This is a genomic window from Streptosporangium sp. NPDC002544, from assembly GCF_040295965.1.
Taxonomy (GTDB): Bacteria; Actinomycetota; Actinomycetes; order Streptosporangiales; family Streptosporangiaceae; genus Streptosporangium.
The window spans coordinates 131,269-145,824 of record NZ_JBEOWJ010000019.1; the positions used below are offsets into that span (position 1 = coordinate 131,269).

Genomic DNA, 14,556 nt, shown 5'->3' on the forward strand with positions numbered 1-14,556 from the left:
CCCTTGCACCGAACGTGCTCCTCCCCATGGCAATGAGTTGAAGCCTCCAATGAACACGAAGGCAAGTAACCAACGCCGGAGCGCAGCGGAGGTCGATATGAACGCCGAAGGACTCGTCGAGGTCGTCCTACCGGGCAAGGTCGAGCCGGAAGGGCTGCAGATCCGGCACGGAGACGTTCCCGCCGCAGGCCCGGGCCAGGTCGTCATCCGAATGGAGGCGACGGGCGTCTCCTTCACTCCCCCCTGGCCAGCGTGACATCTCCGAACTCCAGTTAGAAGCTCTCATGATTGCTATTGCCCCTCATTCTCGTTGCGTTATAGCCTCTAACTCCAGCGAGAGCACTAACTCGCAGTGTGCCGACCAAGGAACAAGGAGAAGAGTCGTGATCGACACCAACCCGTCCGCCTCGCCGAACCCGCGGACCCCAACCAGCACCGCACGATCCCCTCGCCGCCAGGCCCGGCTGCGCTCCGCTCTGCTCGTGATCCCGCTGGCCGCCGCCGGGCTCCTCGGCGCCGCCGCCGCACCGGCTCATGCCGCCACCGCCGGCCAGAGCGCGACCTCCGGCCACGCCACTCCTCCGGATTCGCTGACCTGCGGGGGCGAGGGCATCGATCCCACTGCCAAGCTCCACTACCGGACCGAGACCTTCATCAAGGCGCCGCTGAGCACCGTCTGGAATCTGCACACCGACGTGGAAGGGTGGCCCTCCTGGCAGGCACCCGTCACCAGCATGAAGCGGCTGGACCCGGGAGCGCTGCGAAAGGGTTCGCGGTTCCGGTGGACCACTCCGGCGCCCGCCACGCCCACGACCCCCGCCACAACCCTGGTCATCACCTCCACCGTCCAGCAGATCAAGCACAACCGGTGCATTCGTTGGACCGGGCCCGCGATCGGCAAAGGACTGCGCATCGACGAGGGCATCCACGTCTGGAACTTCATCAAGGTCAAGGGCGGTGTCCTCGTCCGCACCGAGGAGAGCTGGACCGGCGACCAGATCGAGGCCGATCCGGCCACCTCCATCAAATACCTCGCACCAGGTCTCGACGCCTGGCTGGCCGATCTCAAAGCCGCCGCCGAAGCCCGCTCCTACCACCACTGAGCCAAACGACCGACCCGGCCAGTGCCGCCGACGTCCATCGCCGGTACATCCACCCGACCGAGCAGCGAGGCAAAAGCCGCGTCCGCCGCCTTTGCCTCACCCACGACAGTCGAGTCCGCATAGCCGCCTCAGCGGATTCCCAGCTCAAGTCCTATGTGACGGGTTTTGAAGCGGTACGGTCGCCCAGGCGACCGGCTGATCCCACGTCGACGGTCCCGCTCTCCCCTCGCCAGTTCATTCGCGGCGTTGCCCACACCTGTCCGGCAGGGGAGTGAGTGAAGGCCGGCCCAGCCGCCTGCCGAGGCGCTGGGCCGGGGCCTCGATCAGCCGGTGGGTCAGGTAGCAGAGCGGCAACAGCGCGAGGAAGAAGAGCGGAAGGTTCGGGCTCACCCGCAGCAGGAGCGGGTGGAGCAGGTAGAGGGAGAAGCTGATCACCCCGAGGTGGGCGAGCCACCGGGGGAACGACCTGTGCCGCAGCGCGAACGCGCCGCCGAAGAAGGCGGCGGCCAGCAAAAGCGCGGGTGCCCAACCAGGATCGTCCTTGGCGAGGACCCCGCAGGCCAGGACCGTCAGCACGGCGGCGATGGCGGCGGGCCATCGGATCGTCCCCTGCTCGGCACGGTAGACGGCCGTACCGGCGAACATCATGGCCGGCACGATCAGGCCCTGCCAGGCACCGATCCTGCTGCCCAGGACCACCAGCGCCAGCCCGAGCAGGCCGCCCGTCACCGCGGCGGCCGTGCGCGCCCCGCCGCGCGCGGCCGCCGACACCACGATGACCACGATGACCGCGACGCCGAGGAGCGCGGCGACCAGGTCGGCGCGGCCACCGATGACCGGACGGGGCAGCAGGAGTCCGAGAGGTACCGCCGACACCGCCAGGACGATCGCGACCGCCGCCGACCGGTGCGCCTGCCGCACGGTGAACAGCCCGACCGCCATCAGGTAGAACGCCATCTCGTAGGAGAGCGTCCACATCACGTCGATGACGGCGGGCACGCCGAGCAACTCCTGCAGCATCGTCAGGTTCCCCAGGGCGACGAGCGGCGCCGGGCGGGCGCTCACGCCCGGGTGGAGGGCGAACGCACCGGCGTAGGCGAGCAGCAGCGCCAGGCCGAGCGCGGCGAGCAGCAGGGGCAGGAGGCGGAATGCCCGGCCGACCCAGAAGACCCGCGGGTCGCCGCGCCGCTCCAGGGAGGCGGGGATGATATAGCCGCTGACCAGGAAGAACACGAAGACGCCCCAGGTGCCGACGTCGATCCTGCGGTCCACCTCGGCCCAGAGGTCCGGGATGAAGGTCCACCCGGAGTGGTGCAGCGCGACGGCCAGCGCGGCGGGTCCCCGCAGGGCGTCCAGCCAGGCCAGCCGGGAGGGAGTCGGGGCCATTCGCCCGACTTTAGGCGATAGAAACTAGTTCTCGGGTGCCGCCCGGTCCGCGGTGTCAACAGCCCGGTGAACCGGCCCGCCTCCCCGTGGACGGGCGTCACTGCTTGCGGCGGTCCGGCGCGGGCACTCCCAGGAGCAGCTCGCGGACGGCGTTCCAGGTCCGGTGGAGAGCCGCCTCGACCTCGGGAGACCTGTCCCCGAGGATGCGGGCCCAGGCGCCCCGGTCCCCGGGCAGGACGCTGGCACCGGCCCGCAGCCCGGTGCCGGCGAGCACCGCGTGCATCGTGTCGGCCACGACCTGCGCGGGCTGCGCGGCGGTGACGACGTACAGGGAGGACAGCAGTCCGAATCCGGCCATCACCGCGGGTCCGGTCACCGGCCGTTCCCCCGGCACCAGGCGGAGCGGGTCGGCGAAGAGCAGCCGTGCCGAGGTGTCACGCACCTCGACGTCGCTGCAGTACGCCGTGTACGCGTGCCGCTCCCCCCGCGCCAGCCTGCCGGCCATCAGCGTCTCGCCCAGCACCACCGTCGCGTCCGCCGCGACGGTGACACGGAGCCGCTGGTAGTAGCGCGAGCCGGCGAACGGGATCGTGGTGTCCGGCAGGTACTCCAGGTAGCCGCCCGGCCCCGCGGTGAGGTTGACGAGCTGGGTGGCGTAGTCCTGTTCCATCCGGTAGATCCGGGTGGCGGCCTGGGTGGTCAGGTGGACGGACGAGCCCTCGCCGCAGGAGACGTCGACGCGGTAGCGGTCGCCCTGGAGAACGCCGCCGCCGGACGACATGAACATGAGGTAGGGCATGTCCGGGCGCTCGGGGTCGTAGTACAGCGGGCGGGCGATCTGCAGCGGCGTCTTCTGGTAGTGACCGGTCAGCTCGGTCCGCCCGCCGACCCGCTCGAACGCCAGGTGCAGGACCCCGACCTTGCCGGGACTGCCGACCGGCAGCATGTCCAGGTCGGCGGCATGGCGCGCCACCGAGCCCGGCAGCCACTCCGGCTGGTAGCGCTCCGGGACCAGATGGTCGATCACCGCCCCGGGGCGCACATCGCCTCCAGCCGCGCCTCGATGAAGTCGGCGACCTCGGTGACACCGGTGCCGGCCAGGCAGTCGGTCAGCACGACCGGCCCCGCCCCGCGCACCGTGTGCGCGTCCCGTTCCATCACCGACAGGTCGGTGCGCACGTACCGGGCGATGTCGATCTTGTTGATGACCAGCAGGTCGGAGTCCGTGGTGCCCGGGCCGCGCTTGCGCGGCATCTTGTCGCCCGCGGCGGTGTCCAGGACGAAGATGTAGACATCGGCGAGCACCGGGCTGAAGGTGAGCGTCAGGTTGTCGCCGCCGCTCTCGAACAGCAGCATGTCGATGTCGGGGAACCGGTCGAGCAGCTCGGCCGCCGCCGCCAGGTTCATGCTCGGATCGTCACGGACCGCGGTGTGCGGGCAGGACCCCGTCTCGACCCCGACGATCCGCTCGGAGTCGAGCACCCCGGCCATCGTGCGGCGGACGTGTTCGGCGTCCTCGTGTGTGTAGATGTCGTTGGTGATCACGCCGGGGCTGTGCCCCCTGGCGATCAGGATGGGGACCAGCATCTCGATCAGGGCCGTCTTGCCGGATCCGACGGGCCCCCCGATACCGACCTTGAACACCTTCCGCGGTTCCATCTCGTGCCCTTTCAGGTGATGAACAGACGGGCCGCCGCCCGCTCGTGCGCGGCCGAGACCGTGTCGGCGACGGGTACCGAGCCGTTCAGGTCCATGGGGTCCTCGGCGGCGAGCGCCGCCCGCGCGACCCGGGCGAGGTCCGGCCGGACCTCGCCCAGAATCCGCTGGGCCCGGCGGAAGTCGGTGCGGCCCAGCCGCACCGCCGCCGCCGTCCAGCCCGCGGCGAAGGCGTACAGGTCACCGGCCACCGCGTGCGCGACGGGCACGCCCATGCCCGCGTGGATCACGCCGACCACGACCGCGTGGTTGCCCGGCGCGGCCCTCTCCGCCACCAGGGCCGCCAGCCGGGCCGCCTCCGGCGAGGCGAACGCCCACACCGCCGTGTCGAGGACCTGCCGACCGGTCCTGACCGAGGCGGAGCGCTGCTCGCGGTTGAGTTTGATCGCGTGCAGCCGCTGGTCGACCTCGACCAGCCGGTCCCAGTCGCCCGCTCCGGCGGCGCGGTGCGCCAGCACCAGGGCCGTCGCGTCCCCCGGCCCCACCGAGTTGTACAGCAGGTCGATCAGCAGGCCACGCAGGTCCGCCGATCCGGTCGCCCCGAGCTGGACGTACCCCTCCAGCCCGTGCGAGAGCGTGTACAGCCCGCTCGGGAAGCCGGAGTCGGTGAGCTGCAACTGGGCGAGCAGCGGGCCCAGCTCGGTCAGGCTCATCAAATGAAGTAGAGCCGGTTCAGCGGCAGCTTGGCGGCCGGTTCGATGCTGACCGGCTTGCCGTTCACCGAGACCTTGTAGGTCTCCGGATCGACCATGATGTCGGCCAGCGTCGAGTTGCGCAGCATGTGGCGCTTGTCGACGGTCCGGCACTGGCGTACGCCCCGGATGGTCCGGCCCAGGCCGAGCCGCTCGGGCACGCCCGCGTCGATCCCGGCCTGCGACATGAAGGTGACGCAGGTCTCCTTCAGCGCGGCGCCGAAGGCTCCGAACGTCGGCCGGTAGTAGACCGGCTGCGGCGTCGGCAGGGACGCGTTCGGGTCGCCCATCTGGGCCCAGCTGATCATGCCGCCCTTGACGATCAGGTAGGGCTTGGCCGCGAAGGAGTGCACCTGCCAGAGCACGATGTCGGCCAGCTTCCCGTCCTCCAGCGAGCCGATCGTGTCGGCCATCCCGCAGGTGCGGGCCGGGTTGATGGTCAGCTTTGCCAGGTAGCGCAGCACCCGGAAGTTGTCGTTGCGCGCGGAGTCCTCCGGCAGCGCCCCCCGCTTGTCCTTGCAGTGGTGGGCGATCTGGAAGGTGCGGGTGAAGGACTCGCCCACCCGGCCCATCGCCTGCGAGTCCGACCCGATCATGCTGATGATGCCCAGGTCGTGCAGGACGGTCTCGGCGGAGATGGTCTCGGCGCGCACCCGGCTCTCCGCGAACGCCACGTCCTCGGGGACGTCGTAGCTGAGGTGGTGGCAGACCATCGTCATGTCCAGCAACTCGTCCACCGAGTTGGCGGTGTAGGGCAGCGTCGGGTTCGTGGAGGCCGGCAGCACGTTGGGCTCCCCGGTCACCCGCAGGATGTCGGGGGCGTGCCCGCCGCCCGCGCCCTCGGAGTGGTACGTGTGGATCGCGCGGCCGTTGATCGCGCTGATGGTGTCCTCGACGAACCCGGCCTCGTTCAGCGTGTCGGTGTGGATGGTTATCTGGATGTCGTACTCGTCGGCGACGGACAGCGAGCAGTCGATGACGGCGGGCGTGGTTCCCCAGTCCTCGTGCACCTTCAGCCCGCAGGCACCCGCCCTGATCTGCTCCTCCAGAGAGGCCGGCAGGCTGCTGTTCCCCTTTCCGTACACCCCGATGTTGATCGGAATGGCCTCGTACGCCTGCAGGATGCGGGCGATGTTCCACGGTCCCGGGGTGCAGGTGGTGCCACGGGTTCCGTCGGCGGGACCGGTTCCCCCGCCGACCAGGGTGGTGATCCCGTTGCTCAGCGCGTTCTGCGCCTGCTGCGGGGAGATGAAGTGGACGTGGGTGTCGATCGCGCCGGCGGTGGCGATGAGGTTCTCGCCGGAGATCACCTCGGTGCCCACCCCCAGGATGAGCCTCCGGTCGACCCCGTTCTGGGTGTGCGGGTTGCCCGCCTTGCCGATCCCGACGATCTTGCCGTTCTTGATACCGATGTCGCCCTTGACGATGCCCAGGACCGGGTCGATGATCACCGCGTTGGTGATCACCACGTCCAGGGCGACCGTGGCGTTCCGCGAGGCGGGATCGGCCGACATCCCGTCGCGGGCCGTCTTGCCGCCCCCGTACTGCACCTCGTCCCCGTAGTGCCCCTCGGTGTGGTCCTTCTCCACCTCGACGACGAGGTTGGTGTCCCCGAGGCGGATCCGGTCCCCCACCGTGGGGCCGTACATGGTCGCGTACTGCTTACGACTGATCGTGGTCATCGGGATTCAGCCCTTCTTCGCGGAGCCTGAGGAGCCGTTCTTCTTTGACGAAGCCGCCGCGGACCCACCCGGCTCGTCGAGATAACCGCGTTCGCGCATTCTTTTCAGCGCCTTGCGATGCGCCTCGTGCGAGCGAACGCTTCCGTTGAGCAGTCCACCGAAGCCGACGATCCGCAGGCCCCCGCCGTACTCGACCAGCTTTACTTCCTTGGTGTCTCCGGGTTCGAACCGGACGGCGGTGCCGGCCGGAATGTCAAGGCGCTTGCCGAACGCCTTGTCGCGGTCGAACCTCAGCGCGCGGTTGGCCTCGAAGAAATGGAAGTGCGAGCCCACCTGAACGGCCCGGTCACCGGTGTTGTGCACGGTCAGCTTCACCCTGGGCTGACCGGCGTTCAGCTCGATCTGTCCCTCGCCGTAGATGTAGACGTCGTCATCCGACATGGGATGTCGCCCCCCTCAGGTTCGCCACCGCCCGGAAGCCGTGGTGATGGTCGTCGTGGTCATCGTCGTGGTCGTGGCGATGTCCGGCCGCCGCGGACGACGGTCCGCCGAGCCGCAGGAGCGCGCGTTCCCCGGGCATCACTTCCCGCCGACGGGATCGTGACAGGAGACCAGCTTGGTGCCGTCGTCGAAGACGGCCTCGACCTGTATCAGCTTCAGCATCCCGCGTACGCCCGGCAGCACGTCGTTGGGCCCGACCACCTGCTTGCCCAGTTCCATGCACTCGGCGACCGTCTTGCCGTCCCGCGCCGCCTCCACGATCGCCGAGCTGATCAGCGCCACCGTCTCGCCGTAGTTCAGCTTCAGCCCGCGCCTGCGGCGCTGCTCGGCCATCTGGGCGACGAGGAAAATGAGCAGCTTGTCCATCTCGCGTGGTGTGAGATTCATCGGGGTCCTTTCTCCGCACGGCTATCCGGCGCGCTGGATTTTCGTGAACATCGGGATGGCCGCCAGGAACACCCAGGTCACCAGGACGAACGGCCAGGTGAGGGTGTGGCCGCCGGTAACGGCGAACAGGTTGCCGATACCGGCGGTCAGCGCCGCCGCGGACACCACGCCGATCACCGCGTAGACCGCGCTCACCCGGTTCACCAGCATGAACGTGCCCCACAGCGCGAGCCCGGCCAGCACGGCGTTGTAGCCGTACAGGCCGGCCCCGAGATCGGCGGCCTGCGCGCCCAGCGCCCAGCCGGTGAGCAGGCCGACCAGGCTGGACAGGAGCGCCACCAGCCCGGTCACCCAGCCGGCCACGAACAGCCCGATCAGGAAGATCAGGCCGACGTACCACTGGTTCTGGAAGAACACCTGGCCGATGCCGCTGAGCGTGCCCCGCCAGAAGTCTTGCCAGCTCATCGCGGTGCCCGGAGCGGTGGCCGACGGCGGGGCCGAGCGCGCGTGCTCCGCCCAGATCCGGCTGAAGGACGGCCCGCCGATCACCATCACGCTGGTGACCACGCAGAAGGGCGCGGTGAAGGTCGGCAGATTGTACGGGGTGAGCAGCACGTTCAGCGCCGAGGTGAGCACGCTCCCGGCGATCGCCCCGGCGACGACCAGGAGCACGGTCATCCACCGGGCTTCCAGGTAGAGCACCAGGCTGACACCGATCAGCGTGCCGCAGAACCCCTCCAGCCCCACCGAGACCCGGTCCCAGGTGACGCCGAACAGGTACGCGGTGGCCGTGGCGACGAGCGTGCCCAGCAGGCCGAAGACGCCGAACCGCCAGCCGCCGACGAACAACGCGACGATGAAGATCAGGCCCGTCCACTGGTTGGGCTGGAGATCGACCTGCGCGACCCCCCGGGGGATCGTCAACAGGTACTCCAGCGCGCGGCGCCCCCCGGCAGGATGCTCACCTCCGGGTGAGCCCGACGGCGGAAACGCCGATGTCATAAACGTCGCCCTTCCCGCCACTGACGCGCATCCTGCCCATGAACGGCCATCAAAGGTGAATCCACAATGTGGGCACACAGCACTACTTTCCATGTGCCGAACCGGCAAAAATCAACCAAGGCCAGCATTCGGTCAAATATCAAAGGTGCTGAGGTTAACTCCCGACTTAGACGCCAACCATGTGAGCTAGGGCATCTCTGTCGGCAGGCGCGAAAAGAGCCGAAGGAGCAAAACAAGACGAAGGGGCCCATAATGTCAGTCGGAATGAGCAGCTGGATATCAAGCGGGCTGAACACCGGTGATTCGGCCTGGATGCTGACCAGCACCGCGATGGTGCTGCTGATGACTCCGGGGCTGGCCTTCTTTTATGGCGGCATGGTCCGTTCCAAGAATCTGCTGACAACGCTTTACATGAGTTTCATCTCGATCAGCCTGGTGACCATCATCTGGTTCGCCTACGGATACGGGCTGGCCTTCGGGAGGGACCTCGGTGGCGCCGGGCTCATCGGCTGGAGCGATTTCCGGTTCGCGAACATCACCCCCGAGACGCTGTACCAGCAGATCCCCACGTACGTCTTCGCACTGTTCCAGCTGACCTTCGCCATCATCACGGTCGCGCTGATCAGCGGCTCGATCGCGGGACGGGCCCGGTTCGGCCCATGGATGCTCTTCGGCGTCCTGTGGATGACCCTGGTCTACGCGCCGGTCGCCCACTGGGTGTTCTCCAACACCGGCTGGCTCAAGCAATGGGGCGTGCTGGACTTCGCCGGCGGGCTGGTCGTCGAGCTGAACTCGGGCATCTCCGGGCTGGCACTCGCGCTGGTGCTCGGGCCGGGTGTCGCCTTCCGGCGCAAGGACGCCCCGCAGCCCGCCAACATCCCTCTGGTCCTGCTCGGCCTGGCCCTGCTCTGGTTCGGCTGGTTCGGTTTCAACGCGGGCTCCGCGCTGACCGACGGCCCGCTGGCCGCCAGGGCGTTTCTCAGCACGATGATCGCGGGCTGCGCGGGGATGCTGACCTGGCGGCTGGTGGAGTGGATCCGCTTCCGGCACCTGACCAGGATGGGCTCGGCCAACGGCGTCCTGGCCGGACTGGTGGCCATCACCCCGTCCTGCGCGTTCGTCAACATCGAGGGCGCGCTCGTCGTCGGCATCGTCGCCGCCATCGTGTGTACGTACGCGGTCGAGATGAAGCTGGTCCTCGGCTACGACGACACGCTGGACGTGACCGGCTTCCACGGGGCCGGCGGCATCACCGGCATCCTGCTGCTCGGGTTCTTCGCCACCGGCGAGCTCGTCGGAACCCCCGGCCTCTTCTACGGCGGTTCGATCGCGCTGCTGGGCAAGCAGGTGGTCGGTGTCCTGGCCGTCGGTCTGTACAGCTTCATCGTCACGTTCATCATCGGAAAAGTGGTCGACAGGCTGTTCCGGATGCGAGCGACCGAGGAGGAGCAGCGCGCCGGCTCGGATGTGGGCTTTGCCGAGGGGTGAGCCCGGCGGTCACCATGACGAGTCGCCGCCATGACCCCTCACCGCCGATCGGACCGCCCTGTTCACGTCAGCTGGCGCGTCAGGCCCCAGCTGCGCCACGGTGAGGGCGAAAGACATCATCTGACCAGCCTGCAGGGGCTGGCCGCGTTGTCGCTCGACGCTCTCAGCTCGGTCGCCTACGGACCGGAGGCGATCGCGCTCATCCTGGTCGCCGCCGGTGGCGCCGCGATCGGTTACACGCTGCCGATCACCCTGGCCATCGTCGGGCTGCTCACCGTGCTGGTGATCTCCTACTGCCAGGTGATCGCCGCGTATCCGAACGGCGGCGGCTCCTACGCGGTGGCCAAGAACGATCTCGGCGAACGGGTGAGCCTGCTGGCCGCCGCGGCGCTCATCGTCGACTACGTGCTCACCGTGGCGGTCAGCCTCGCGGCCGGTGCCGCCAGCCTCGCCTCGGCCTTCCCCGCCCTGGCCCCGCATCTCCTGGCGATCTGCCTGCTGGGACTGGCCCTGCTGACCGTGGTGAACCTGTACGGCATCGCCGACAGCGCGCGGGTGCTGATGCTGCCCACCGCGCTGTTCGTGGTGAGCATCCTCGGCGTCGTGGTGCTGGGGCTGGCCCGCTCCCATCCGGCGGCCGTGGTGGGGACGCCCGTGCACGTCCCGGTGACCGACGCGCTGGGAGTGCTGCTGATCCTCAAGGCGTTCTCCTCCGGGTGCTCCGCGCTGACCGGCGTCGAGGCCATCGCCAACGGCGTGCCCATGTTCCGCGAGCCGCGGGTCGCGCGGGCACAACGGACCGAACTGCTGCTCGGCGCGCTGCTCGGGGTGATGCTGATCGGACTGGCGCTGCTCATCCACCGCGACCGGGTACAGCCCCGGCAGGACGTCACCGTCCTCGCCCAGCTGACCGCCGGCGCCTACGGCACGAGCTGGGCGTACTACGCGACCAACCTCGTGGTCATGCTCGCCCTGGCACTGGCCGCCAACACCAGCTTCGGCGGCCTGCCGGTCCTGCTGAGCCTGCTGGCCCGCGACAACCGCCTGCCCCACCTGTTCGCGCTGCGCACCGAGCGTCCCGTCCACAGGTACGGCGTCGTGGCCGTGGCAGTGGCGGCCGCCGTGATACTGATCGCGGTGGACGCGCGGACCCACAGGCTGATCCCGATGTTCGCCATCGGGGTGTTCATCGGCTTCACGATCAGCCAGATCGGCCTGGTCAGGCACTGGACGACCCTGCGCCCGCCCCGCCGGCTCGGCAGGACGCTGCTCAACGGCACCGGTGCCCTGCTGACCGCCGTCGCCACCCTGGTGCTGCTCACCACCAAGTTCCTGGAGGGCGCCTGGGTGGTCGTCATCGCCATCCCGCTGCTCATGCTGCTGTTCGCCCGCGTCGAGCGCTACTACACCGCGGTCGAAAAGCAGCTCGGGCTCGGGCGGACACCTGCCAAACCCACCCGGCCCGCGGCGGTCGCCGAGACCGGGAAAGTGATCATCATTCCGGTCTCGGACATCACCACCAAGACGGAACGGGCCGTCAGCGCGGGCCTGGCCCTCGGTGGCGAGGTGGTGGTCGTCGCGGTGCGTTTCACCGAGGAGGGGGTGGACGACCTGCGGACGCGGTGGAACCTGTGGGACCCGGGGGTCCGTCTTGAGATCCTCGGCAGCCCGCAGCACACCGTGGTCCGTCCCGTTCTCGACTACATCCGGCAGGTCGCCGACGACGGAAAATGGGTCGCCGTGCTCATTCCCACCGTCGAACCGCGGCACTTCCGCCACCGGGCCCTGCACAACCAGCGTGACCTTTTCCTGATGGTCAGGCTACGGGAGCACACGGATGTGCTCGTCTGCCTACTGCCCTTCCGAATCGGCATATAGACGACACCAGTGATTGAAGTGGCCTTTTATGCTATGCGTTACCTATGGACTGATTTGACTATCACGCCATAAGCTGATTTAAGTGTCACACTCGGCAGTTGGGTCGCCCGAATTGACATGATATTTCCGGCGAAAATGCCGGTCCTCCAGAAGCAATACCTAATCCTCCGCAAGCCAGCCGACTTTCTGATGGTCGCTTTGCCCTAAGCAGGAATGGCCGGTGCGAGCATCGCCAGAGAGGCAGAACCGATCATGACATCTGGGGGAAAAATGCTTCGAAAACTAATCCTGGCGCTGGCCCTGGTCACGGCGACCGGATCACCAGCCGCCACGACCACGGCCTGGGCGGACGAGGCGTCCGCCGCTCCGGCCGCACAGGCGGCCATCGCCGCCGCGCCGGCCGCGCAGAAGGCGGGGAAGTGCGACCCGGGATCGCCGTGCGCGGCGGTCAACTGCGGCCCCGGTCGCGTCTGCGTGCCCTCTCCCAAGCAGTGCTTCACCACGCCGTGCCCGCAGTACGACTGCGTGCCCATCTCCGGCACCGTCGGCCAGCCGTACTACCCGGGCTGGCACCCGCCGTACCCGGGCTGGCGGCCCCCATACCCAGGCTGGCGGCCTCCGTACCCGAACTCATACCCGGTCCCGCCGTACCCGGGCTGGCACCCGCCGTATCCGGGCTGGCGGCCCCCGTACCCGGGCTGGCGGCCTCCGTACCCGAACTCGTACCCGGTCCCGTGGCGGCCTCCGTACCCACAGCCACGACCTCCGTACCCGCAGCCATGGCCTCCCCGACCCCTCTAACGGACGACGGGCCGCTTCCTAGAGAAGCGGCCCGGCCGGAAACCTCTCGTCATTGACGGTGGCGGGTGCCATGCGGACCATGGCCGCATGGCGCCCGCCACCTCCGGCGGGAGCGCACCCACACTGTGCGAGGTAGAGCCGAGCAGGTCGAACCCGTGGCACAGGGGAAGGACGGGGACCGGCAATTGCCTTCTCTCGCGGTCGACGACGCCGGCAACGAGCTGACCGCCTTTCACCGCGGCGCCGAGGCCGTGCCTCCCGGCGACGCCCCGCTCCCTCTCGCCCTGGTCGCCCTGTGGTCTCGCGGCCGGTTGCTTCTGGTGTTCAACCGCTACCGCCAGAAGTGGGAACTACCGGGTGGAATGATCGATGCGGGAGAGACGCCACGCCAGGCCGCCGTGCGTGAACTCCACGAGGAGACCGGCTTCCACATCACCCGGCTGATCTTCTCCGGGTACGCCGAGTACGTCCTCGGACCCGAACGACGCACCGAGTACGCGGCCCTCTACCAGGCCGACGAAGCCGCGCCACACGGCGCGTTCACCCCCGACGACGAGATCGAGGACATCGTCTGGTGGCACGGGCAGGAACTCCCCGGCCGCGTGCAGAACCTCGACACCACGCTGGCAGCACTTTCCCGGCTGTGAGCTTTCCGCAGGAGCGTCAGTGATGAGCCAGGCGGTCGAAAAGGGTCTCAGCCGACCCTGGCACTCTGGCCTCCGTCGACCGGGAGCAGGACGCCGGTGATGAAGCGGGCCTCCTCCGAAGCGAGGAAGAGGGCCGCGTTGGCGATGTCCCATGCCGTACCCATGCCGCCCTTGAGCGGGACCCGCTGGTGGCGACGGGCCTCGTACTCCTCCCTCTCCTCCTTGTCCATGCCGTACTCCGTCGCGCCCAGGTCGACGCCGATCGGGGTGTCGATGAGGCCCGGCATGATGGCGTTGACCCGGATTCCGTAGCGGGCGTTCTCCAGGGCCATCTGCTGGGTCGCGGCGTTCATGGCCGCCTTGGACATCTTGTAGGTGATGGGCGGATTGCCGGGAGAGGGGTTTCCGGCGATGGCCGCGATGGAGGAGATGTTGGTGATCACACCACGCTCGGCGGCCCGCATCACGGGGAGCACCGCCCGGGCCATCAGCAGGATGCTGCCAGCGTTGATCATCATGTTCCGTGCCCAGTCGTCGGGCTCGACGGAGGTGGGAGAGCCGTCGCCGATGGCCACGCCCACGTTGTGGTGCACCACGTCGAGGCGGCCGAAGCTCTCGACGCAGGTGGCGACCGCGGTCGACCAGTCGTCGGCCACCGACACGTCCCCCTGGACGGTGACCGCGGTTCCGCCCTGCTCCTCGACCAATCCCGCCGTGACCAGCATCGAGTCCAGGTCACGGTCGATGAGGACGAGTCTGGCGCCCTCTCGGGCGAAGATCAGTGCCGTCGCCCTGCCGTTCCCGATCATCTGGCCGGGAATCTGTCCGGCCCCGGTGATGATCGCGGCGTACCCCTCCAGCCGGCCGGTCACGAGGCACCCGCCAGGCCGGGGTCGATCTCGACGCCGAAGATGTTCGGCGCCATCGCCGTCATCGTGTAGAAGCCGACGGTCATCGGCACCCGGTCACCTCCCACGGCCAGCCCGTCGAGCAGGCGTCGTGCCTGCTCGCCCCTTTCGCCCTCGGGCAACGGCGGAATACGTGTCGTCATGCCGTTACTCGTGAGTGTGTTCTGGTGAGCGCGCCCCCAAACAGCCCACGCCTTACGACATGAGCGTTCTCCCTTTCGGGAGTTCCCGCTTCACCGCCAACCGCCCGGCCTTACGGCCTGGTCTCACATCGGCTCCACGAGCGTTCAACGTCTCCCGCAACTCTGGGCGACATGACCGCGAGCACGATCAACACCCCAGGAAAGCGAAACCCTTGCCGGCTA

16 protein-coding genes are annotated in these 14,556 nt (G+C 68.7%); 5 read left to right on the top strand and 11 right to left on the bottom strand.

The window, feature by feature from the left end; translation table 11 throughout:
- Positions 1 to 97 precede the first annotated feature (97 nt).
- A complete protein-coding gene (locus ABT061_RS27440; RefSeq protein ID WP_350923179.1) occupies positions 98 to 256 on the top strand; it encodes a hypothetical protein in 159 nt (52 codons plus the stop codon).
- 127 nt (positions 257 to 383) lie between these two features.
- Complete coding sequence (locus ABT061_RS27445) at positions 384 to 1,103, top strand: SRPBCC family protein (protein WP_350923182.1); 720 nt, start codon at positions 384 to 386, stop codon at positions 1,101 to 1,103.
- A 234-nt stretch (positions 1,104 to 1,337) separates the two neighbouring features.
- Here the strand turns inward: ABT061_RS27445 and ABT061_RS27450 are convergent, their stop codons facing one another.
- From ABT061_RS27450 to ABT061_RS27485, 8 genes are all read right to left on the bottom strand, one after another.
- A complete protein-coding gene (locus tag ABT061_RS27450) occupies positions 1,338 to 2,489 on the bottom strand; it encodes an acyltransferase family protein (RefSeq protein ID WP_350923184.1) in 1,152 nt (383 codons plus the stop codon).
- Positions 2,490 to 2,586: 97 nt separating this feature from the next.
- Positions 2,587 to 3,531 (bottom strand): urease accessory protein UreD, encoded by a 945-nt coding sequence (locus ABT061_RS27455; protein WP_350923186.1) that lies wholly within the window; start codon positions 3,529 to 3,531, stop codon positions 2,587 to 2,589.
- On the bottom strand, positions 3,513 to 4,148 hold the full coding sequence (gene ureG / locus ABT061_RS27460) for an urease accessory protein UreG (protein ID WP_350923189.1): 636 nt from the start codon (positions 4,146 to 4,148) through the stop codon (positions 3,513 to 3,515). Before ureG ends, ABT061_RS27455 begins: the two co-directional genes overlap by 19 nt.
- 11 nt (positions 4,149 to 4,159) lie before the next feature.
- Entirely contained in the window at positions 4,160 to 4,858 is a 699-nt protein-coding gene (locus tag ABT061_RS27465) for an urease accessory protein UreF (RefSeq protein WP_350923191.1), read from the bottom strand.
- On the bottom strand, positions 4,858 to 6,579 hold the full coding sequence (ureC, locus tag ABT061_RS27470; RefSeq protein ID WP_350923193.1) for an urease subunit alpha: 1,722 nt from the start codon (positions 6,577 to 6,579) through the stop codon (positions 4,858 to 4,860). The genes ABT061_RS27465 and ureC overlap by 1 nt, the downstream gene beginning before the upstream one ends.
- 6 nt (positions 6,580 to 6,585) lie before the next feature.
- Positions 6,586 to 7,020, bottom strand: a complete 435-nt coding sequence (locus tag ABT061_RS27475; RefSeq protein WP_502991486.1) for an urease subunit beta — start codon at positions 7,018 to 7,020, stop codon at positions 6,586 to 6,588.
- Positions 7,021 to 7,158: 138 nt separating this feature from the next.
- Positions 7,159 to 7,467 carry an urease subunit gamma gene (locus tag ABT061_RS27480; protein WP_350923196.1) on the bottom strand — a complete coding sequence of 103 codons (309 nt, stop codon included), beginning with the start codon at positions 7,465 to 7,467 and terminating at the stop codon, positions 7,159 to 7,161.
- Between the two features lie 21 nt (positions 7,468 to 7,488).
- Positions 7,489 to 8,391 carry an urea transporter gene (locus tag ABT061_RS27485; protein ID WP_350923198.1) on the bottom strand — a complete coding sequence of 301 codons (903 nt, stop codon included), beginning with the start codon at positions 8,389 to 8,391 and terminating at the stop codon, positions 7,489 to 7,491.
- Positions 8,392 to 8,733: 342 nt separating this feature from the next.
- Between ABT061_RS27485 and ABT061_RS27490 the strand changes: the two genes are divergently transcribed.
- Both ABT061_RS27490 and ABT061_RS27495 read left to right on the top strand, forming a co-directional pair.
- A complete protein-coding gene (locus ABT061_RS27490; RefSeq protein ID WP_350923200.1) occupies positions 8,734 to 9,957 on the top strand; it encodes an ammonium transporter in 1,224 nt (407 codons plus the stop codon).
- Between the two features lie 30 nt (positions 9,958 to 9,987).
- Entirely contained in the window at positions 9,988 to 11,835 is a 1,848-nt protein-coding gene (locus ABT061_RS27495) for an APC family permease (protein ID WP_350923203.1), read from the top strand.
- Positions 11,836 to 12,038: 203 nt separating this feature from the next.
- Here ABT061_RS27495 and ABT061_RS27500 read toward each other — a convergent pair whose 3' ends face one another.
- Positions 12,039 to 12,368 (bottom strand): hypothetical protein, encoded by a 330-nt coding sequence (locus ABT061_RS27500; protein WP_350923205.1) that lies wholly within the window; start codon positions 12,366 to 12,368, stop codon positions 12,039 to 12,041.
- Positions 12,369 to 12,821: 453 nt separating this feature from the next.
- Between ABT061_RS27500 and ABT061_RS27505 the strand changes: the two genes are divergently transcribed.
- The gene (locus tag ABT061_RS27505) at positions 12,822 to 13,283 is read left to right on the top strand and encodes an NUDIX hydrolase (RefSeq protein ID WP_350923207.1); all 462 of its coding nucleotides are present in this window, start codon (positions 12,822 to 12,824) and stop codon (positions 13,281 to 13,283) included.
- Between the two features lie 47 nt (positions 13,284 to 13,330).
- Here the strand turns inward: ABT061_RS27505 and ABT061_RS27510 are convergent, their stop codons facing one another.
- Both ABT061_RS27510 and ABT061_RS27515 read right to left on the bottom strand, forming a co-directional pair.
- Positions 13,331 to 14,155 carry an SDR family NAD(P)-dependent oxidoreductase gene (locus ABT061_RS27510; RefSeq protein WP_350923210.1) on the bottom strand — a complete coding sequence of 275 codons (825 nt, stop codon included), beginning with the start codon at positions 14,153 to 14,155 and terminating at the stop codon, positions 13,331 to 13,333.
- The gene (locus ABT061_RS27515) at positions 14,152 to 14,334 is read right to left on the bottom strand and encodes a hypothetical protein (protein ID WP_350923212.1); all 183 of its coding nucleotides are present in this window, start codon (positions 14,332 to 14,334) and stop codon (positions 14,152 to 14,154) included. Before ABT061_RS27515 ends, ABT061_RS27510 begins: the two co-directional genes overlap by 4 nt.
- Between the last annotated feature and the right edge of the window lie 222 nt (positions 14,335 to 14,556).